Origin of the sequence: Persicitalea jodogahamensis (assembly GCF_014651615.1) — a bacterium.
Lineage (GTDB): Bacteria > Bacteroidota > Bacteroidia > Cytophagales > Spirosomataceae > Persicitalea > Persicitalea jodogahamensis.
Genome location: NZ_BMXF01000002.1, coordinates 306,288 through 325,124 on the forward strand (window position 1 = coordinate 306,288; position 18,837 = coordinate 325,124).

Sequence of the window (18,837 nt, forward strand, 5' to 3'; positions counted from 1 at the left end):
TCTAGGCTGTCTCCGTTCAGCCTGCCCGCAAGCCGATCCCCATCGGTCTTCCTGCCAGTACCATAGCGCTTTTTCTGCAAAAAGCCGGGTACTATTTTCTATCCAAAATCAGGTTTTCCTTCTTAAATAAACAGAAATACTGACGCAGCCTGTGTCCAAATGGGAGCGTCGTACCTTTTGCCTATTCAAGAAATAAAACCCGCTTACAATCCTCCTGAAATTTTGAAAAAGTACCTAAAACTGCTCCGAGCGGCCCTGGATGGCTCCGAACAGAGCTATACCAGCGGCAGCATCGACCGCGCTATTTTTCTGCTGGCTGTTCCGATGATCCTCGAGATGGTCATGGAATCGCTCTTCGCGGTGGTTGACGTTTTCTTCGTCTCGCAAGTCAGCACCGAAGCCGTGGCGACGGTCGGCCTGACGGAATCGGTTATTACGCTCATTTACTCCGTGGCCATCGGGCTAAGTACCGCCGCCACGGCTATCGTGGCGCGGCGCGTGGGGGAGGGTAGCCCCGCCCAGGCCGGGAAGGCCATCGGGCAGGTGATACTCATTTCCGTGGGCGTTTCGGTGGTCATGGCGGGCTTCGGCACCTATTTTGCCGGGGATGTGCTGCAACTCATGGGGGCCGATCCCGAGGTGATTGCCGTCGGGACGCGCTACGCGCAGATTTCGTTTCTCAGTAGTCCGGTCATCGTGCTGCTGTACTCACTGAGCGGGGCGTTGCGCGGGGCGGGTTCAGCCTCGGCGGCCATGCGATCGCTGTGGATCGCGAATGGGCTCAACATGATACTCGACCCGCTGTTCATCTTTGGCATCAGTTTCTTTCCCGAAATGGGCGTAACGGGGGCGGCGGTGGCAACTACCATTGGCCGCTCGGTGGGTGTAGGGTACCAGTTGTACTTTTTATACAATACCAAAAAGTCGGTTTCCATAAAGTGGTTGGATTTTACGCCCGACTGGAAAATTATCCAAAACATCCTGAATATTTCGGCAGGTGGCACGGGTCAATTCCTGATCTCTTCGGCGAGCTGGATTTTCCTGACGCGCATCCTGGCCGAATTTGGCAGTGATGTGGTGGCGGGCTACACGATTGCTATCCGGATTATCATTTTCACTCTGCTACCTTCCTGGGGCATGGCCAATGCCGCCGCCACGCTGGTGGGCCAAAACCTCGGAGCCGACCAACCCGACCGCGCTGAAAGTTCCGTTTGGCGCACGGCCAAGCTCAACATGTGGTTCCTGCTGGGTGTGGCTGCGTTATTTTTTATCGCCGCTGAACCCATTGTCGGCTGGTTCAGCACGGAACCGGCCGTGGTGCAGACGGGCGTCACCACCCTGCGGGTACTTTGCTTGGGCTACGGAGCCTTCGCCTACGGCATGGTGGTCGTGCAGTCCATGAACGGCGCGGGCGATACCCGAACACCCATCTACCTCAACCTGATTTGCTATTGGCTGGTCCAGATTCCGCTGGCCTACCTGCTGGGTTTGGTACTTGAATGGGGCCCGATCGGGGTGTTTGTTTCCGTGCCCGCCGGGGAGACACTACTGGCTGTTTTAGGAATTGTAGCCTTCCGGCGCGGGCGATGGCGCCAAACCCAGGTATGACGGACGCACCTAGTATTGATCGGTTTAGTTGAAGTCTTAGCCTGCGTGATAATTGTCACAGAACGGCCAATCTTTTCCCCCTACTTTTGTGTCAGTGATTCAAGGGCAGGACGAAATCGTCTGGCCATCAGGTTTGTAAAAAAGCTATTGTGAGCATACTGGGTTATTTATCGTCTGTTTTAATTGGTGTCAGTTTGGGGCTGATTGGCGGTGGCGGCAGCATCCTCACCGTGCCTGTGCTGGTGTATCTGATTGGGCTGAACCCGGTCCTGTCTACGGCTTACTCGCTGTTTGTGGTCGGGACGACCTCGCTGGTGGGCTCTTTTACTTACATGAAGAAGCGGCTGGTTAACTACCGGGCCGCGCTGGTATTTGCGGTACCTTCTTTCGTTACCGTTTTTCTAACCCGTAAGTTCATCGTCCCAGCCATTCCCGACCCGGTATTCACACTTGGCGACTTTACGTTGCAAAAGGGGGCGGGCATCATGGGTCTTTTCGCCCTGATCATGCTGGCGGCGGCCTTTTCCATGATCAGGCAGCGCAAAGATGCCAGCGACGAGTCAGAAAGCAGCGAGGTCAGCTTTAATCTGCCACTTATTGCTCTGGAAGGGGCCGCCGTGGGCCTGCTTACCGGATTGGTCGGTGCGGGCGGCGGTTTCCTGATTATCCCCGCCCTGGTTTTGCTGGCCAAAATTCCTATGAAAATGGCCGTAGGGACTTCATTGCTGATTATCGCTGCCAAGTCACTCATCGGTTTTTTGGGCGACCTGGGGCAGCAAGCCATCGACTGGCACTTCCTGACCGTGTTCACATTGCTGTCGATTTCGGGGATTTTTCTGGGCTCTTACCTCACCCGGTTTATCTCCGGGGAGAAACTCAAGCGAGTCTTCGGGTGGTTTGTACTGGGGATGGCAGCGGTGATTTTGTGGAAAGAATTTTATTGAAAGAGGTACCTCAGTCCTTGATTACCTGAGCGCTGTATTCACCAATACTTTTTTGGCACTTGGCGGGGACAATAAGATAAACTTAGGTACTTAGGAACTAGGGTACTCATTAACTTAAAAATCATGAAAATAGAACAAATTTATACCGGCTGCCTGGCGCAGGGAGCCTATTTTATCGAATCGGAAGGTGAAGCAGCGGTGATCGATCCGCTGCGGGAAGTGCAGCCTTATCTGGACAAGGCGCAGCGCGAAGGCGCGACGATCAAGTATGTCTTCGAGACGCACTTTCACGCCGATTTTGTGTCGGGACACCTCGATCTCTCGGAGAAAACCGGCGCGCCCATCGTGTACGGGCCGAACGCCAATCCGAACTTTGCTGCGCATATCGCGGCTGACGGAGAGGAGTTCAAACTCGGAAAAATCACCATCAAAGCCCTGCACACGCCTGGCCATACCATGGAGTCAACGTGCTATTTGCTTCTGGACGAAAACGGTAAGGAAACGGCTCTTTTCAGCGGTGACACGCTATTCATCGGCGATGTAGGTCGGCCCGACCTGGCGCAAAAGAGCGACTTGACGACGGAGGATTTAGCCGGACATTTGTTCGATAGCCTGCGGAATAAGGTCATGCCCTTGCCCAACGACCTGATCGTGTATCCGGCCCACGGGGCAGGTTCGGCTTGTGGCAAGAACATGAGCAAGGAGACGTCCGATACGCTGGGTAACCAGAAAATGTTCAACTACGCCCTGCGGGCCGACATGACGAAGGAAGAATTTGTCAAGGAAGTCACGGACGGACTGGACGAGCCGCCGCAGTACTTCCCGCAAAATGTCCAGATGAACAAGGAAGGCTACGAAAGCATCGATGACGTGCTGGCACGTGGTGCACAAGCACTCAGTCCGGCGGCCTTCGAGGTGGCCGCCAACGAAACGGGTGCGTTGATTCTGGATACCCGGGCAGCGGCGGACTTTGCCGAAGGCTTTATTCCCAATTCTATAAATATTGGCATCGATGGTAGTTTCGCTCCCTGGGTGGGCGCCTTAATTCCCGACTTGAAACAAACGCTATTGCTTGTCACCGAACCGGGTCGCGAAGAAGAGGTAGTTACGCGCCTGGCGCGGGTGGGTTACGACCACACGCTGGGGTACCTGAAAGGAGGTTTTGCGGCCTGGCAGGATGCCGGGAGTGAAACGGACACGGTACAGTCGGTGGCAGCGGACGATTTCGCGGAAAAATTCAAAAGTGACGACCTGACGATCATCGATGTGCGCAAGCCCACCGAGTTTGACGAGGGGCACGTTGAAGGAGCTAAAAACCTGCCGCTCGATCATATCAGCGACCTCATGGCGGAGTTTCCCAAAAATGAGCCCATGTACCTCCACTGTGCGGGCGGCTACCGTTCCATGATCGCTTCCTCGATCCTGAAAGCCCGTGGTTTCGACAACGTCGTCAACATCGAAGGTGGTTACGGAGCCATGACGAAGGCAGGCGTTGCCGTCAGTGGCCAGGAGTCGGCAGCGAGTAACTAATAGCCAAGGCTATTTGCCCAGAAACTTTTCATCAGACCGGAAAGTTTTCTGTACCAGTATTTCTATACATACACTATAATTTTTTTCTCTTGAATTTTCTTGAATTAATCCGGCAGCCCTGGCCGTGGTACATAGCCGGGCCACTCATCGGGCTCACTGTTCCGGCCCTGCTAATCATCGGGAATAAGCCTTTTGGCATTTCTTCTTCGTTGCGCCATGCGTGCGCGGCCTGTGTTCCGGCCAATATTTCCTTTTTCAAGTACGACTGGAAAGCGGAATCCTGGAACCTGATCTTCGTGTTGGGTATTGCCTTAGGAGGCTTTATCGCCACGCAGTTCCTGGCCGACCCCAACGCCATCGTGATTGCCTCCGACACCCAGCAAGACCTGGCCGCGCTGGGCATTACCGATTTTTCGGGACTGATGCCCGCCGATCTCTTTTCGGTTGAAAACATTTTCAACTTCAAGGGTTTGATCTTCTTCGTTTTTGGTGGATTTCTCGTGGGCTTTGGAACTCGCTACGCGGGCGGCTGCACCTCGGGGCACGCCATCATGGGAATCGCCAACCTGCAATGGCCTTCGCTGGTCGCTACTATCTGCTTCATGATTGGCGGTTTTGTCGGCACGCTCGTGCTGCTTCCCTGGTTGATGGGATTAGTGGGGTAGAAAGGGGTAAAGTTGCAATAGCATAGAGTAACTCCCTTTATTTAAGGCAGATGTACATAAGGATTTTATAGAATATGAAAAATACACAAGAAAATTTCGTTGTCAGTCCGTCTGCTCCTGATTTGACCCCGGAACAGAAACCGGGTGTTCAGAACGAACAGCGCAACCCGGAAAATGTCGCCAACCTGGGCAGGTACCTGATTGTGGGAGTGTTGTTCGGAATCGTTTTCGTGAAGGCCGAAATCATTTCCTGGTTCAGGATTCAGGAGATGTTTCGGTTGGATTCTTTCCACATGTACGGCGTGATCGGCTCGGCCGTCATGGTAGGTATGCTGTCCATTTTCTTGATTAAGAAATGGAATGCCAAGACGCTATCGGGAGATAAAATCACCATTGCCCCCAAGACTTTTCAGAAAGGTCAGATCTACGGTGGGTTGCTCTTTGGCCTGGGCTGGGCTTTGACCGGTGCTTGTCCGGGGCCGCTCTACGCCCAAATCGGCAGTGGTTTTCTGGTCGTCATCATCACCCTGCTCAGCGCGATGTTAGGTACCTGGACGTACGGGTACTTTCGGGAGCGGCTGCCGCATTGATTATTAATTTTGAATGAGAGAATAAATATTAGCTGGCGACAGCAACATTCACTCATTCAAAATTGACTTCCGCGCTAAAATATAGGCTTGCTCATCGCCCAGCGCGAAGGGTTCGCCGTCGAGGCTGCCAAACGTTTCGATGACGGTCAACCCGGCTTCCTGCAGCAGGGCGGATAGCTCGGCCAGCGAGTAAACGTACTGCTCGATGCTCCGCGTTACTTTCTCGGAGCCGCGGGTGTAGGTAAGCTCAGCGCGGATGACGCCCTCCGCCACGTCGAATTCATTGTGGGCCAGATACGTGATGTCATCTCCCACGGGCATCCAGGTGCGTTCCTGGAAGTTGGGAAAGACGCTTTCCGCCAGTAACTGTGTGTGCGCCACAAAGTAGCCTCCGAGCTGAATTTGCTCCCCTATTTTTCGCAAGAAGCTTTTCATCTTCTCGCGGGGAAAGAAACTGAAACTGTTTCCCAGGCAATAGGCCGCCGCGTAGGTAGTTTCAGGTAGTTTTATTTCGTCAAATTCTCCCTGCACTACCGTCACAGGAAGCTTTGCCGTGTGGGCTTCCTTCTGCAATTCCTGACAGTATTCCTCTGAAATATCTACGGCAGTCAGTTCGAAACCGCGCTCGGCCAGCGGCAGGGCGTGGCGGCCGTATCCCGCCAGCACGTCCAGCACCCGGTCGCCCTCTTTCAATTCCAGCACATCGGCCAGAAAATCCACTTCCCAGTCGGTGTATTCTTCCGACTGACTTTCTTTCCAGGCGGTTTGGGGCAAGCCCTCAAAAAAGGTACGATACCAGGCCATGAGTTTAGTAGTTGAGTTTTGTAAAGCAACAAAGATTTAAAGCGACAGAGCGGCAAAGTTAGGTTTCTGCCTTTACTGTTACACTAGCAAAGCCGCAGATATTATTTGCAAATAGACAAGTGGGAGCGCTCGCTTAGAAACTCTGTTACTTTGAAGCTCTGTCGCTTTGTCGCTCCCTGTAACCCCGCAACGACACCAACACCCCGCCGCCTATAATTAAGCCCATGCCGATGAGGGTCAGCGTACCCGGAAAGGGATCGCCGAGCCACAGACCAAGCAGGCCGGAAAACAGGATATTCACGTAAGCCACCGACGCCACGCGTCCGGCTTTGTCGTAGCGGAAGGCAATCGTGAGCAAGTACTGCCCGACCATCGCCACGATGCCCAGGGCCAGGAAGCCCAGCCAGTGCGTAAGGGTGACGGGCATGATGAAATGCCCGATCAAAAAGCCGTACCCCTCGACATCGAGGTACTCGCCCGCCAGCATCGAAAGAATCGGCATCAGAATACCTGATAGCATGAACGACAGAATGATGGCCCGCGTGTCGTAAAAAGTACTCAACTGCCGGATCGAGAGGTAGGCAATGGCGGTACAAATCGCGTTGCTCAGACCGATGGCGTGGTGGCCCAGCGGGGCGGTCAGGTCGGGACGGAAAATAAAAAGGATACCCGCGAATCCTACGAAGATTGCCAGCCATTCGCGTTTAGTGAGCGTTTCGCCCACAAAAACCCAGGATAGCAGAGCCAGGAAAATAGGGTAGCTATACTGGTAAGTCGTGGCTGCACCCAGGCCGAGCGTCTGCACGGCGTAGAAGAACAAGTACAGCGACAACGTGCCAATGACACCGCGCCACACCAGCAGCAGCGGACGGCCTCCGGTTTGTTGCAGGGGACGGTTGAGCATACTGATCAACACGAATACAACGCCCACGAGATTGCGGAAAAACACCAGTTCAACCGTGTCAAAATCGCGACTGAGCCACTTGGCCATGGCCCCCACGGTTCCGAAGCACATCACTGCGCCGAGCATGTAGAAAATCCCCTTGCGGGAAACGGGCGGCAATTCGGTCGTGGTAGTGAGGGCCAAGTGCTGGTACCTTGTGTTCAAATCGGAGAAGTCGGCCAAAGGTAGCTATTCCGGAAATAACTAGGTCCGCCCGGCCGTTCAAAAAGGCCACCTTTGCTAACCTGCCCCCCAATGTGAATGATAAAGAGCCATTAATTTTTCATGGTCCATTATCCACTATTCATTAAGTTGACTACCTTTGTCGCAGTTTTTGGTGCCTGATGCTTTTTCAAGAAAGCTTTCAAGGCTGAAAAGGGAATCCCGTGCGAACCGGGAACTGTCCCCGCAACTGTAAGTCTCAATATATAATAGCTGGTTCGATCCACTTGCCACTGCATTTTTTCAGGATGCGGGAAGGCCCGGAACCCGCGAGACGAGTCAGGAGACCTGCCAAGGATGATCCGCTGTTCCGGTTTTCGGAGGAAAGACCGGGAGGGCGTTGGTTCTTTAAGATTGTTGCAGTTTTCTTGAACCAACTGCGTGGTTTTACTTTTTGGAGTTTCATGTTTTTACGTGCGGTAAGACGGGCCAGCGGCCTGTACCACATTTTTTTGGCTTTGGCCATAAGCACTACTGCTTTCGCGCAGCGCGATACCATCGCGCTGGAACCCGTGACGGTGGTAGGCTTTGCGCCCGAGCGGTTCATGGCGGGGTTGAAAATCCAGCGTCTGGACTCGGCTACGCTGCAGCAGTTCCGGTTTCAGAGCATCGGCGACCTGCTGGCGTTCAACACACCGCTGGCTTTCAAAAATTACGGGCCGGGGCGGCTGAATACCGTTTCGTTCCGGGGGACATCGGCCCAGCACACGGCGGTACTTTGGAACGGGCTGAATATCAATCAACCCAATCTGGGGCAAACCGATTTTTCCACCCTACCCGTGGCAGGTTTCGAGCGTTTGTCGGTGCAGTATGGCGCGGCGGCCAGCGCAGTGGGGACTGACGCGGTAGGGGGTGGTATTTTGCTGCAAAGCAGCGGGACGCAACCGAAAGGCATCCGTTTTTTTCTGGGGCGGCGGCAGGCGAGTTTCGGCAACCAGCAGACGCAGGCCGGAGGTACTTACGGCGCGAAGGTTGGCGATGTGCTCCACTTTTCGGGGAAGACGCTCTACTACGACGGGCGCATGAAAAACAAGTACCCTTACACCGAGCGAAGCGGCTACTATATGGAACCTTCCGCCGCCGAGCAGCGGGGATTCGTGCAGGACTTAATTTTGGCAGGAAAAAAAGGAAGAAAACTCTCGGCGCACCTGTGGCTCACCGACAACGGAAGTACCCTGACGCCCGAAAATCCCGACGCTCGTCAACTTACCCGTACCCAGTCGCGCCGGGCGCTGGTACAGTACCAAACGCCCTCCTGGACGTGGCGCACCGCCTTCACCCGTGACCTGATCGACTTCGGCGCGGGCGATTATTCGCAGCTCGACCACACCGCCACCGACCGTTTCCTGACGCATCTTGAAAAAGAAATGGCGTGGCAGCTAGGGGGAGGGAGCGCGACGGTCAATCTGCGGGTAGGCGGCGAAGCGGCGCACTACCGTACCCGTGTAGACGACTACACAGCAGCTTTCATTTCAGAAAACCGCGCCGATCTTTTTGCGTTGAGCCGTTGGCAATTCGGTCCGCGCTGGCTGGTATCGGCCAATGTGCGGCAGGCGTTCGTTACCCGCTTCGATCCGCCGCTCACCCCTTCGCTCGGTACGGAGTACCGCCTGCTGAACGGGCCAAAGTACCACTTAACCGCCAAAGGTTCGGTGAGCCGCAGCTACCGCGTTCCGACGCTGAACGAGCGTTACTGGAAGGTACTTGGTAACCCGGAAATCCGGTCCGAAAGCGGCTTGAATAAAGAACTGGGTCTGGAAGCCAAATGGCAGCCCTCTGAATCGCAGCAAGTCACGGCTTCGCTCACCGCTTACCACAACCGCGTGGACGACTGGACGTACTGGAATCCCGACCGCAACTACCGCGTCGAAAACCTGCAACTCGTCGTGGCGCGGGGCGTGGAAATGCAGGCGCAATGGCGGGCCGATTTTCCGGCTTGGCAGACCGGGTCCACTTTGGGTTATGCGCTCAACCGTTCCTCGCAGGAGCGGGTGTATAACGCCTACGCCGGAGACATCGTGGGCAAGCAACTGGTGTATGTCCCCGTGCACCAGGGTACTTTCAATGCGTATGCGCAGCGCGGCGTTTTTCGCTTTACCACCCAGGTGCGCGGCCAAACGCGGAGTTTTACTACTTTCGATAATTCAAGAGATTTGCCCGGTTATGTGCTGGTCAATTTGCTGGCTGAGGTCACCGGACAGCGGGGGCACTGGCGGGCCGACCTGCAGGCGCAGGCGAATAATATTTTTAATGCCCTGTACTTAAATGTAGGCCGGAACGCCATGCCGGGGCGCAGTTTTTCGTTGAATCTTTTACTTACTTATAATTCTGAATCAAAATGAAAATGAAGTTTTTCAAAGTGTTGGGCGTAGTGCTGTTGGTGGGGTCGTTGAACGCCTGTCGCGAAAAAGACCCGGAACCCGAAGTCTACGAACTGGGTGTGATGGTGCTGAACTCCGGAAATTTCTTCGATAATAACGGCAGTATTTCGTATTTCAAGCGGGAAAAAACTACCGCCATCGTTGATCTATTCGAGAAGGAAAACAACCGCGCATTCAATGGTGGCGTGCAGGGCTACGCCGAAACGGGCGAACACTCGCTCATCCTGGTAGACAACGACAAAGTTGGGCTGGATAAAGTGGAAATCGTGAACCTCGGCAAATGGACTTCGGAAGCTTCGCTGGGTGCGCCCGACATCGAGAACCCCCGTTCGGTGGTGGGTGTTAGTCCTACCAAAGCGTATGTTTCATGCTACGGGGCTACCGGAGTTTACCCCAACTACTTCGCAAATCCCGGCTACGTGGCGGTCATCGACCTAACTACCTTGAAGGTTGTCAAGAAAATTCCGGCACCCATGGGAGCCGAGAAAATGGTGAAACTGGGCAATGATGTCTTTTTGGGCAATGCCAGCGGCGCGGCCGAACTGTTGGTAATCGACACTGCGACCGACGCCGTAAAACGAACCCTCAAAATCGGGGCTGGCCCTCAGCCAATATCGCCCGATGTCAACGGCAAACTTTGGGTAAAAACGGGCTTCTCGGTCGTGCGTTTAAACCCTAAAACGGATCAGGTCGAGGCCAACATGCGGGTGGGAACCGATCCCCGCAAGTCGCCCTCCTCTTTTGCCATTACACCAGACGGTCGGGGCTTTTACTACATCTACTCTTTCTACGATTCCGTGAGCGGAGTGGATAAGGGTGAAACTCACTATTTCGGTATTGATGATACGTCGATTCCCGGCAACAAACCCGTCATCAACCGCGCTTTCACGGGCCTCGGGGTCGACCCTTTACAAGGACTGATTTATGGCGGTGTGACGCCTTCCTACAAGCAGGCGGGTTACGTGGTCCGCTACCGGCCCAGCGGCGAGAAACTGGATTCGATCAAGGTAGGTATCGCGCCCTCGGGCTTTGTCTTCAAGTAAAATTATGGCTGAAACGCTCACGCTCCCCACAACTACCAGTCGCGCCGAATTGTACGACGCGCTCTATCCGCAGATCGAAGCCCTGGTGGCCACCGAGAGCGACCTGACCGCCAATTTGGCCAATGTCGCAGCGGCCTTGAAAGAAGCCTTCGGTTTCTTCTGGGTAGGGTTTTATATGGTAAAAGAAGGCCAACTTGTCCTCGGTCCGTTTCAGGGACCGATTGCCTGCACCCGGATCCCCTTTCACAAGGGCGTCTGCGGTGCGTGCTATACGCAGCAAAAAACGATCATCGTTCCCGACGTCGAGCAATTTCCCGGCCACATAGCGTGCAGTTCGGCTTCAAAATCCGAAATCGTTGTGCCCGTTTTTCGTCTGAACGGAACGGTGGCGATGGTACTTGACGTGGATAGCGACGAACCGGACGATTTTAGCGAAGCGGACCGGGTAGGCCTGGAAAAGATCGCAGGCTTGCTGGTGAGGAAAATTTAGTTTTTCGGTCAACGGCGGTTCGTCGCTGCCACAGCGGTCAAAAGGCACAAAGGTTAGGAACACGAACAGCATTCCTACCCTTTGTGCCTTTGTCGTTCTGCGCCTCTGTCGCTTGAAAAATCAACAAAAAGCATCCTTTATGTGGCGAATAGTCAGATCGCCGTTTGGCCTGATCAGAATTGAAATAATGTCAAAACGGACGTCGTATAGCCAGTCATGATCGAAGATGTAGTTTTCGGCGGCCTTCATGATCAAGCGGGACTTGGCGTAGTTTACGAATTCCTCCGGCATGCCGAAGCCCGTGCCGCTGCGGGTTTTGACCTCGACAAAAATCATCAACTTTCCTTGTTTGGCGATCAGGTCGATTTCGGCGTGGCGGTGGCGGTAGTTTTTGACCACGATCTCGTAACCCTGGGCTTGTAAGTACTCCGCCGCCTTTACTTCGCCCCAGTGTCCGGTGTCATTATGAGTTGCCATCTGAACATTTTTGTTCCAAAGTACTGTTATTGGTGACGGAAACAAAGCCGGACTTTCCGGCTGCGTTTTTTGGAACAATACCCTGCATGAATTTCAACCTCAATAAAAAGACCCAATTCCGGCACCTCGGCCTCATCGACTACCAGCAAGCCTGGGATTTGCAGGAGGAGCTTTTTGCCGAAGTCGTCGCTACCAAAATAGCCAACCGGGGCATCCCGCCCGAAAGTCAAGCGCCGACGCCCAACTACCTGCTTTTCTGCGAACATCCGCATGTGTACACGCTCGGTAAGAGCGGGAAGCCGGAAAATCTTTTATTGGACGAAGGCAGGCTAGTCGATGTTGAGGCCAAATACTATAAAATCAACCGCGGCGGCGACATCACCTACCACGGCCCCGGTCAGTTGGTGGGCTACCCGATTCTGGATCTGGACAATTTCTTTACCGACATCCACCGTTACATGCGGACGCTGGAAGAGAGCATCATTCGTACTTTGGCCGATTATGGACTCACTGCCGGACGAATCGAAGGCTTGACGGGCGTCTGGCTTGATCACGAAACTCTTGAAAATCCTCGTAAAATTTGCGCCCTCGGCGTAAAAGCCAGCCGCTGGGTTACGATGCACGGCTTCGCGCTGAATGTCAATACCGACCTTGGGTACTTCAATCACATTGTTCCCTGTGGCATCGACGACAAAGCCGTTACCTCTATGCAGCAAGAGTTGGGGGTAACCGTCAATATGCAGGAGGTCGAGGAGAAACTAAGGGCACACTTAGCGGAGTTGTTTGGTCTTGAAATCATCTGATGTAGATTTTTATTCTTTTGCATCCGTTGGCTGAAGCCAACGGCAATCGAATTTTTACTTTGTCGTTTTGCGCCCCGCATTCTGCTACTTTATATTAAACAATGAAAAAAGACATCCCCTTTCTCCCCGTTGAAGGCGTTCAAGTCGCCATCGTTCGCAAAATCAACGAGTTAAACGCCGAGGAGTGGCACGTGGTCCTCATCAACCGGAATGACGAACCGATCGACAACGTTTTCGTTACTTCCAAAGGATACGCCAGCTCCGAGCTCGATCAGGATACCGGCCAGAAAACGTCCACGCTTCGGCACTTTTTCCCCGAGGTGCTGCCCGACGGTAACGTCATCGTCGAGCCGATCATGCCCGAAGTATTTGCCCTCACCAACGAGTACTGGGTCAGCTATTTCATTGGCAAGCAGGTTTATGATAAAAAGTTTATCTTCGTGCCAGACAGCATCGTTCCCGATAACCTGATCGATATTGAGATTTTAGGCCTGAAAGGAGTGCTGCATGTTTAGTTTGGAATTAGTGAATGTCGGAATGAGTGAATAGAGTTTAGATTTTATTCCGACATTCACTAATTCCCACATTCCAAATTGCCCTCTATGTCCCCAGAATTCCGACGCCGTATCCGTAACTTGCTCATGCTCGACATAGAGACCGTGGCTTCCCACGCCTCCTATGAGCAGCTCGACGAACGGATGCAGACGTTGTGGAATAAAAAAGCGGCCCGTCTCCGCAAGCCCGACGACGCGCGCACCGACGCCGAAATGTTTTATGAACAGGGCGCGATTTACGCTGAGTTTGGCCGGGTGGTGAGCATCGCTTTTGGCGGCTTTTTCTGGAATGACGAAGACGAACTGGCTTTCAAAGTGCGGTCGTTTTCCAATTCCGATGAGGCCGCGCTTTTGCGGGAGTTCAAGGAACTGGTTGAAAAGTACCCTGCCGAGCAATTGGTGATGTGCGCCCACAATGGCAAGGAATTTGATTTCCCCTACCTGTGTCGCCGGATGCTGATTCACGGGATCGAACTACCCCGCGCCATGCAGCTCGCGGGTAAGAAACCCTGGGAAATCCTGCACCAGGATACACTGGAACTCTGGAAATTCGGTGATTACAAGAACTACACAGGACTGGACCTGCTCGCCGCCGTGTTCGGGATTGCCAGCAGTAAAAACGAAATGAGCGGTGCCGAAGTGACGCCCACCTTTTATGAAGACAACGACATTGAAAAAATAAATCGTTACTGCCGCGAAGACGTAGTCGTGCTGGCACAGTTATACTTATGTCTGCATAGCCAAAAGATGGTAGCCGACGAGAATATTATCCGGGTGGAGTGATAATTGCATGCTGAATCCCAGTTGCTATGTTATTTTGCCCAACGTATACCCTCTCTAAATTTTTTTATTTTACAAAAACCAAGATATAATCAGGCTAACAATTGCCGCCCCATCGGAACAAAAAAACCGAGAGCCGATTGCTGAAAGCCTACAGCCAATATACATGCGTTCTAAAAAACAACCCCAAAGGGAGCCAAAGGAAAAGAAACCCAGCTCCAAAAGCAGCCATGATCTCTTGTCCTTCGTGGACAAACTGAAAACCGAAGTCGCTGCTTTCTTCGAAACCAATGAGGGCGAAACGTTCCGCGCCCAGGAAGTACACGATCATTTCGGCGCACAGGATAAGAAACTCCGTAATCTGCTCAACGATACTATTCATGAGTTAGAAGAAGAAGGAAAACTTCGTCGCCATTCCGGCAATACCTATGGCGCCACCGCTGCCACGCCCGATGCGGCCCTGGTCGGTAAGGTCGATCACGTTAACCGGAACTTTGCCTTCGTCATCATCGACGGGCGCGATGACGATATTTACGTCGAAACCGAGAATCTGAAAGGGGCGATGGATACCGACATCGTGCGACTGGAAGTAACCCGCGATGGCGGCGGGCGCGACGGTAAGCGGACCGAAGGCCGCGTCGTGGAGGTACTTGAGCGCGGACGACCCGAGGTAGTGGGCGTGATCGAGATTTGGCCCAAGTACGCTTTGGTCGAGCCGGATCACCGCAAAATCTACGATCCGATTCATATTCCGATTGATGAAATCGGCGGCGCCAACGATGGCGAAAAAGTCATCGCGCTCATCGAGCAGTGGCCCAGCCGTACCCGCAAGCCCGAAGGCCGTATCATCGAGGTACTTGGTAAGGCGGGAGAGAACAACGCCGAAATGCACGCCATCCTGGCCGAATTCGGCCTGCCGATTCATTTTCCAAAACACGTCGAGCGCGAGGCGGAAGCTATTCCGGATAAGATTCCCCAAAAGGAAATCGAAAATCGCCGCGATATGCGGGAGGTAGCTACCTTTACTATTGACCCCGCCGACGCTAAGGACTTCGATGATGCGCTGTCAGTACAGTACCTTGAAAATGGCAATGTCGAGATCGGGATTCACATCGCTGACGTAAGCTACTACGTGCGGCCCGATACTGAACTGGAAAAAGAGGCTTATCTCCGCGCTACCTCGGTGTACCTGGTGGACCGTACCGTGCCAATGCTGCCCGAAAAGCTTTCCAACGGCCTTTGTTCGCTGCGGCCCAACGAAGACCGGCTGGCGTTTTCCGCCGTCTTTGAAATGACCACCAAGGGCAAGCTCGTGGGCGAATGGTTTGGCCGGACAGTGATCCACTCAGATCGCCGTTTCAGCTACGAAGAAGCGCAGGAAGTCATCGAAACCGGCGCGGGCGATTATCCCGAAATTCTGACACTACTGAATAATCTTGCCAAAACTCTGCGCAAAGAACGTTTCCGCAAAGGCGCGATCAACTTTGAGACGGTGGAAGTGAAATTCCGGCTGGACGAGAACGGTAAACCGCTGGGCATTTACCAGAAAGAGCGTAAGGATTCCAATAAACTTATCGAGGAGTTCATGCTGCTGGCCAATCGCCGGGTGGCCGAGTTTGTTTATAAACTCTCGAAGGGCAAGAACAAGAACACGATGGTCTATCGCGTGCACGAAGCACCCGATCCCGAGAAGCTGAAAAGCTTTGCCACTTTCGTAGCTAAGCTGGGATACAAGGTCGAGACCGATGAGGAAAAGGAGATTGCCAGATCCATGAACCACATGCTGGAAGAAGTGGAGGGTAAACCCGAGCAGAATCTGGTGGAGTCGCTGGCCGTGCGGACAATGGCCAAGGCCCGCTATACCACCGAGGATCTCGGTCACTTTGGCCTGGCGTTCCGACGCTACTCGCACTTTACCTCGCCCATCCGCCGCTACCCCGACGTGATGGCCCACCGCCTGCTGCAACACTACCTCGACGGCGGCGCTTCGCCCAAGGCTGAACCTTACGACGAAGCCTGCAAGCACTCCTCGGAGCGTGAGCGCATGGCAGCCGAAGCCGAGCGCGCCTCAATCAAGTACAAGCAGGTCGAGTACATGAGCATGATGGACCACAGCCAGGAGTTCGACGGTATCATCACGGGCGTAACCGATTTCGGTATTTTTGTCGAAATCACTGCCACCGCCTCCGAAGGGCTTATCCGCATATCTGATCTCGACGGTGATTACTATGAACTGGACAAGGAAAACTACCGCCTTATCGGACAGCGAACCAAGAAAATCTACACCTTCGGCGACAGCGTGAAAGTAAAGGTGAAAGATACTAACCTTGCCCGTCGCAGCATGGATCTGCTTTTGGCCGATAGCCCTGATTCACACTCGCGCAGCCGCCGCAACGAAGCCGCGAAGTCGTCGTCCCCTCGCGGTAATCAGAGATCTATTGGCGCAACAAAGCAGAAGAAACGGGCCGGTAGTCCGGTGCCCATGCCCAAGAAAAAGGGTGGGGGGAGAAGAAGAAGAAAATAACTGAATCTATCTGAGAAATTTTTAAGCCCAAAAAGCCGTCCTGCGATTCGCAGGACGGCTTTTTGGGCTTAAAGAATAAAATATTCTAAAAAAAAACTATAACAATAGTTTTGAAACTAAGTTAATAGTCTTTACTTTGGAAGAGTAAACCAAAAGTACCGAAACCAAAACAATCACCCCTATGGAAATTCGCACATTGACCCGCGCTGAGGAAGAGGTTATGCTCATCCTCTGGCGCTTAAAGAAAGCTTTCGTTAAGGACATTCTGGCCGAAATGCCGGAACCCAAGCCGGCCTACAACACCGTTTCGACGATCATTCGCATTCTGGAACGGAAGGGCATCGTCCATTACAATGCGTATGGCAAGTCGCACGAGTACTACCCGCTCATCACCCGGGCCGAGTACAAGCGCTCCGAAATGAAGCAGTTGATCTCGACCTACTTCGATAATTCCCTGCCGCAGCTCGTCTCGTTTTTTGTCAAAGACGAACCGCTGGACGAGAAGGAGCTGGACGAGATTATGAAGATTATGAAAAAAGGGAAATCATAGTTGGGATAGGCAGCTTCGTCTAACCTTTGACCGTTAACCCTTAACCTTTTAACCCTCATGGAAATCCTTCCTTACATCCTCAAACTCTCCGCCTACTGGCTGGCGCTGTACCTCTGCTACGCGCTATTGCTGCAGCGGCAGACTTTCCTGCGCTGGAACCGGGCTTATTTACTGGGTTCACTGGTAGCGGGCTTCGTATTGCCGCTGGTGACTTACCCCGAAGCCGCGCCGCCGCTGCCCGTAGTGTACGAAGTTTCGGTGTCGTCGTTCACGGTGGTGGCGGCACCTTCGCCCTCGCTGCTGACCTGGGAGAATGCGCTCTGGGCCGTATACTTTCTTGGTGTGGCGATCATGCTCGTTCGCCTGTTCCGACATTTTCGCCAGCTTTTTGCCTTTATCAGAAAAGGCGAGAGCATCGATATGGACGACCATTCGCTTGTGTTACTGGATGATAATCAGGTAGGTACTTTCTCCTTCCTGCGCTGGATCGTCATCAGCCGCGGAGACTACGAGCGCAACTTCGACACGATTCTCAATCATGAACTGGTCCACGTGCGGCAGCGGCACAGCTGGGACATCATTTTTTTAGAAATCCTGCAAGTAGTTTTCTGGTTCAATCCGATTATAATAATATATAAGAAAACTATACAACAGGTTCACGAGTTTCTTGCCGATGAAAAGGCGAAAGCCGACAACCGCGATGGCTACGCTGAATTCCTGGTGGCTTATGCCCTTGACGCGCCGACAGTTATCCTCACCAATCAATTTTTCAATCCTAAACTCTTAAAAAACCGAATCGCTATGCTTTACAAAAACAAAAACTCCAATTGGTCGCTCGGCAAGTACGCCGCCGTAGCCCTGATGATCGGTTCTGCCTCCCTGATGGTAGCCTCCTGCGAACGCGACGTACTTCCTTCGTCCGCTAACGGCGATGAGATAGTAAAAGGCAATATTAACATTACGGGTATTATTAATACGCCCGATCACAAGCCTCTCGCTGGCGCTACCGTCATGGATATTGATGGCAAGAGAGGCGCAACTACAGACAACGCTGGCCGATTCTCACTCAAAGTTCCGGCAGGCAACCGCCATTTGGGTGTGAATGCCAGTGGCTTCGGGAGCATGGTTCTGGATGTCAATCCAAAGTACCGAAACGCGGATTACGATATCGTAATGTCCACAAAAGACGGCAGGCCCAATATGCGGTTTGTGCCTTCGTCGGATGGGCAATCCGTAAAGGTGGCGGTTCAGACCGGGGAGTTGAACGGCGACATGATTTTTACGGTCGTGGAGCAGCAGCCACAGTTCCCCGGTGGCATTCAGGCCATGTACAAGTTTTTGGGTGAGAATATCAAGTACCCCGAAGCGGCGAAAAAAGCCAACGTGACGGGTAAGGTATTCTTATCCTTTATCGTGACCACCGAAGGGGAGATTAAAGACATCCAAATCCTGAAAGGAATAGGCTTCGGTGCCGACCAGGAATCTATCCGGGTAATGAAAGAGATGCCCCGCTGGGAACCTGGCATGCAAAGTGGCAAAGCAGTGAATGTACGCTACAATCTGCCGATTGCTTTTCAGACAGAAGGTGGTGAAAAAGCGAAAATCGAAGGGGTAGATAAAAACATGGGGGAAAATGAGGCTATTATCCTTGACCGAATAAAGAACAGTTCATTCTCCCTCCACCCTCACGAAGGACAGGCAGCAAGCATGAGCTTCGTCGATAAGTCGGGATTGGGAAAGGCTACTGTGCTTATCGACGGGGTAATGCAAGATGCTGGTTATGATGTAAAAAAAATTGACCCCAATAACATCAAGTCGATCAATGTGCTGAAAGGTGAAAAGGCCACCAAAGCCTACGGTGATAAAGGGGCCAACGGCGTCATCGAAATCACGACCAAGAAGTAGTAAATCAATCGTCCGCTTACTGTT

The 18,837-nt window shown here is 53.1% G+C and carries 17 protein-coding genes and 1 riboswitch; of the genes, 14 read left to right on the forward strand and 3 right to left on the reverse strand.

Going from position 1 to position 18,837, the window contains the following annotated elements; translation table 11 throughout:
* Positions 1-222: 222 nt before the first annotated feature.
* The 5 genes from IE117_RS11375 to IE117_RS11395 all read left to right on the forward strand — a co-directional run bounded on the left by IE117_RS11375 (position 223) and on the right by IE117_RS11395 (position 5,337).
* The gene (locus IE117_RS11375; RefSeq protein ID WP_189564541.1) at positions 223-1,608 is read left to right on the forward strand and encodes an MATE family efflux transporter; all 1,386 of its coding nucleotides are present in this window, start codon (positions 223-225) and stop codon (positions 1,606-1,608) included.
* Between the two features lie 146 nt (positions 1,609-1,754).
* A complete protein-coding gene (locus tag IE117_RS11380) occupies positions 1,755-2,552 on the forward strand; it encodes a sulfite exporter TauE/SafE family protein (protein WP_189565343.1) in 798 nt (265 codons plus the stop codon).
* 123 nt (positions 2,553-2,675) lie between these two features.
* A complete protein-coding gene (locus IE117_RS11385) occupies positions 2,676-4,082 on the forward strand; it encodes an MBL fold metallo-hydrolase (protein ID WP_189564542.1) in 1,407 nt (468 codons plus the stop codon).
* An 89-nt stretch (positions 4,083-4,171) separates the two neighbouring features.
* Complete coding sequence (locus tag IE117_RS11390; protein WP_189564543.1) at positions 4,172-4,747, forward strand: YeeE/YedE family protein; 576 nt, start codon at positions 4,172-4,174, stop codon at positions 4,745-4,747.
* Between the two features lie 74 nt (positions 4,748-4,821).
* Complete coding sequence (locus tag IE117_RS11395) at positions 4,822-5,337, forward strand: DUF6691 family protein (RefSeq protein WP_189564544.1); 516 nt, start codon at positions 4,822-4,824, stop codon at positions 5,335-5,337.
* A 48-nt stretch (positions 5,338-5,385) separates the two neighbouring features.
* Here the strand turns inward: IE117_RS11395 and IE117_RS11400 are convergent, their stop codons facing one another.
* Both IE117_RS11400 and IE117_RS11405 read right to left on the reverse strand, forming a co-directional pair.
* Complete coding sequence (locus tag IE117_RS11400) at positions 5,386-6,141, reverse strand: class I SAM-dependent methyltransferase (RefSeq protein WP_189564545.1); 756 nt, start codon at positions 6,139-6,141, stop codon at positions 5,386-5,388.
* A 145-nt stretch (positions 6,142-6,286) separates the two neighbouring features.
* Positions 6,287-7,267 (reverse strand): DMT family transporter, encoded by a 981-nt coding sequence (locus IE117_RS11405; RefSeq protein WP_229580749.1) that lies wholly within the window; start codon positions 7,265-7,267, stop codon positions 6,287-6,289.
* A 135-nt stretch (positions 7,268-7,402) separates the two neighbouring features.
* Positions 7,403-7,616: riboswitch (cobalamin riboswitch) on the forward strand.
* A gap of 94 nt (positions 7,617-7,710) precedes the next feature.
* On the opposite strand from IE117_RS11405, the gene IE117_RS11410 reads away from it, so the two are divergent.
* The 3 genes from IE117_RS11410 to msrC are packed head-to-tail and all read left to right on the forward strand — an operon-like array spanning position 7,711 to position 11,220.
* The gene (locus IE117_RS11410; RefSeq protein ID WP_189564546.1) at positions 7,711-9,648 is read left to right on the forward strand and encodes a TonB-dependent receptor plug domain-containing protein; all 1,938 of its coding nucleotides are present in this window, start codon (positions 7,711-7,713) and stop codon (positions 9,646-9,648) included.
* Positions 9,649-9,650: 2 nt separating this feature from the next.
* A complete protein-coding gene (locus IE117_RS11415) occupies positions 9,651-10,730 on the forward strand; it encodes a YncE family protein (protein ID WP_189564547.1) in 1,080 nt (359 codons plus the stop codon).
* A gap of 4 nt (positions 10,731-10,734) precedes the next feature.
* Entirely contained in the window at positions 10,735-11,220 is a 486-nt protein-coding gene (gene msrC / locus IE117_RS11420; protein WP_189564548.1) for a free L-methionine (R)-S-oxide reductase MsrC, read from the forward strand.
* A gap of 120 nt (positions 11,221-11,340) precedes the next feature.
* On the opposite strand, the gene IE117_RS11425 is transcribed toward msrC, so the two are convergent.
* On the reverse strand, positions 11,341-11,697 hold the full coding sequence (locus tag IE117_RS11425) for a YraN family protein (protein WP_189564549.1): 357 nt from the start codon (positions 11,695-11,697) through the stop codon (positions 11,341-11,343).
* A gap of 86 nt (positions 11,698-11,783) precedes the next feature.
* On the opposite strand from IE117_RS11425, the gene lipB reads away from it, so the two are divergent.
* The 6 genes from lipB to IE117_RS11455 all read left to right on the forward strand — a co-directional run bounded on the left by lipB (position 11,784) and on the right by IE117_RS11455 (position 18,813).
* Complete coding sequence (gene lipB, locus IE117_RS11430) at positions 11,784-12,500, forward strand: lipoyl(octanoyl) transferase LipB (RefSeq protein ID WP_189564550.1); 717 nt, start codon at positions 11,784-11,786, stop codon at positions 12,498-12,500.
* Positions 12,501-12,601: 101 nt separating this feature from the next.
* Positions 12,602-13,015 (forward strand): hypothetical protein, encoded by a 414-nt coding sequence (locus IE117_RS11435; protein ID WP_189564551.1) that lies wholly within the window; start codon positions 12,602-12,604, stop codon positions 13,013-13,015.
* Between the two features lie 87 nt (positions 13,016-13,102).
* Entirely contained in the window at positions 13,103-13,837 is a 735-nt protein-coding gene (locus IE117_RS11440; RefSeq protein ID WP_189564552.1) for a 3'-5' exonuclease, read from the forward strand.
* 163 nt (positions 13,838-14,000) lie between these two features.
* Entirely contained in the window at positions 14,001-16,358 is a 2,358-nt protein-coding gene (gene rnr, locus IE117_RS11445; protein ID WP_189564553.1) for a ribonuclease R, read from the forward strand.
* 181 nt (positions 16,359-16,539) lie between these two features.
* On the forward strand, positions 16,540-16,908 hold the full coding sequence (locus tag IE117_RS11450; protein ID WP_189564554.1) for a BlaI/MecI/CopY family transcriptional regulator: 369 nt from the start codon (positions 16,540-16,542) through the stop codon (positions 16,906-16,908).
* Positions 16,909-16,965: 57 nt separating this feature from the next.
* A complete protein-coding gene (locus IE117_RS11455) occupies positions 16,966-18,813 on the forward strand; it encodes a TonB family protein (protein ID WP_189564555.1) in 1,848 nt (615 codons plus the stop codon).
* Positions 18,814-18,837 lie beyond the last annotated feature (24 nt).

Bases quoted from the DNA above. Each gene is read 5' to 3' on its own strand.
- IE117_RS11385 (WP_189564542.1), top strand. From the start codon at position 2,676: ATGAAAATAGAACAAATTTATACCGGCTGCCTGGCGCAGGGAGCCTAT.
- IE117_RS11395 (WP_189564544.1), top strand. From the start codon at position 4,822: ATGAAAAATACACAAGAAAATTTCGTTGTCAGTCCGTCTGCTCCTGAT.
- IE117_RS11400 (WP_189564545.1), bottom strand. From the start codon at position 6,141: ATGGCCTGGTATCGTACCTTTTTTGAGGGCTTGCCCCAAACCGCCTGG.
- IE117_RS11410 (WP_189564546.1), top strand. From the start codon at position 7,711: ATGTTTTTACGTGCGGTAAGACGGGCCAGCGGCCTGTACCACATTTTT.
- IE117_RS11415 (WP_189564547.1), top strand. From the start codon at position 9,651: ATGAAGTTTTTCAAAGTGTTGGGCGTAGTGCTGTTGGTGGGGTCGTTG.
- msrC (WP_189564548.1), top strand. From the start codon at position 10,735: ATGGCTGAAACGCTCACGCTCCCCACAACTACCAGTCGCGCCGAATTG.
- IE117_RS11425 (WP_189564549.1), bottom strand. From the start codon at position 11,697: ATGGCAACTCATAATGACACCGGACACTGGGGCGAAGTAAAGGCGGCG.
- lipB (WP_189564550.1), top strand. From the start codon at position 11,784: ATGAATTTCAACCTCAATAAAAAGACCCAATTCCGGCACCTCGGCCTC.
- IE117_RS11435 (WP_189564551.1), top strand. From the start codon at position 12,602: ATGAAAAAAGACATCCCCTTTCTCCCCGTTGAAGGCGTTCAAGTCGCC.
- IE117_RS11440 (WP_189564552.1), top strand. From the start codon at position 13,103: ATGTCCCCAGAATTCCGACGCCGTATCCGTAACTTGCTCATGCTCGAC.
- rnr (WP_189564553.1), top strand. From the start codon at position 14,001: ATGCGTTCTAAAAAACAACCCCAAAGGGAGCCAAAGGAAAAGAAACCC.
- IE117_RS11450 (WP_189564554.1), top strand. From the start codon at position 16,540: ATGGAAATTCGCACATTGACCCGCGCTGAGGAAGAGGTTATGCTCATC.
- IE117_RS11455 (WP_189564555.1), top strand. From the start codon at position 16,966: ATGGAAATCCTTCCTTACATCCTCAAACTCTCCGCCTACTGGCTGGCG.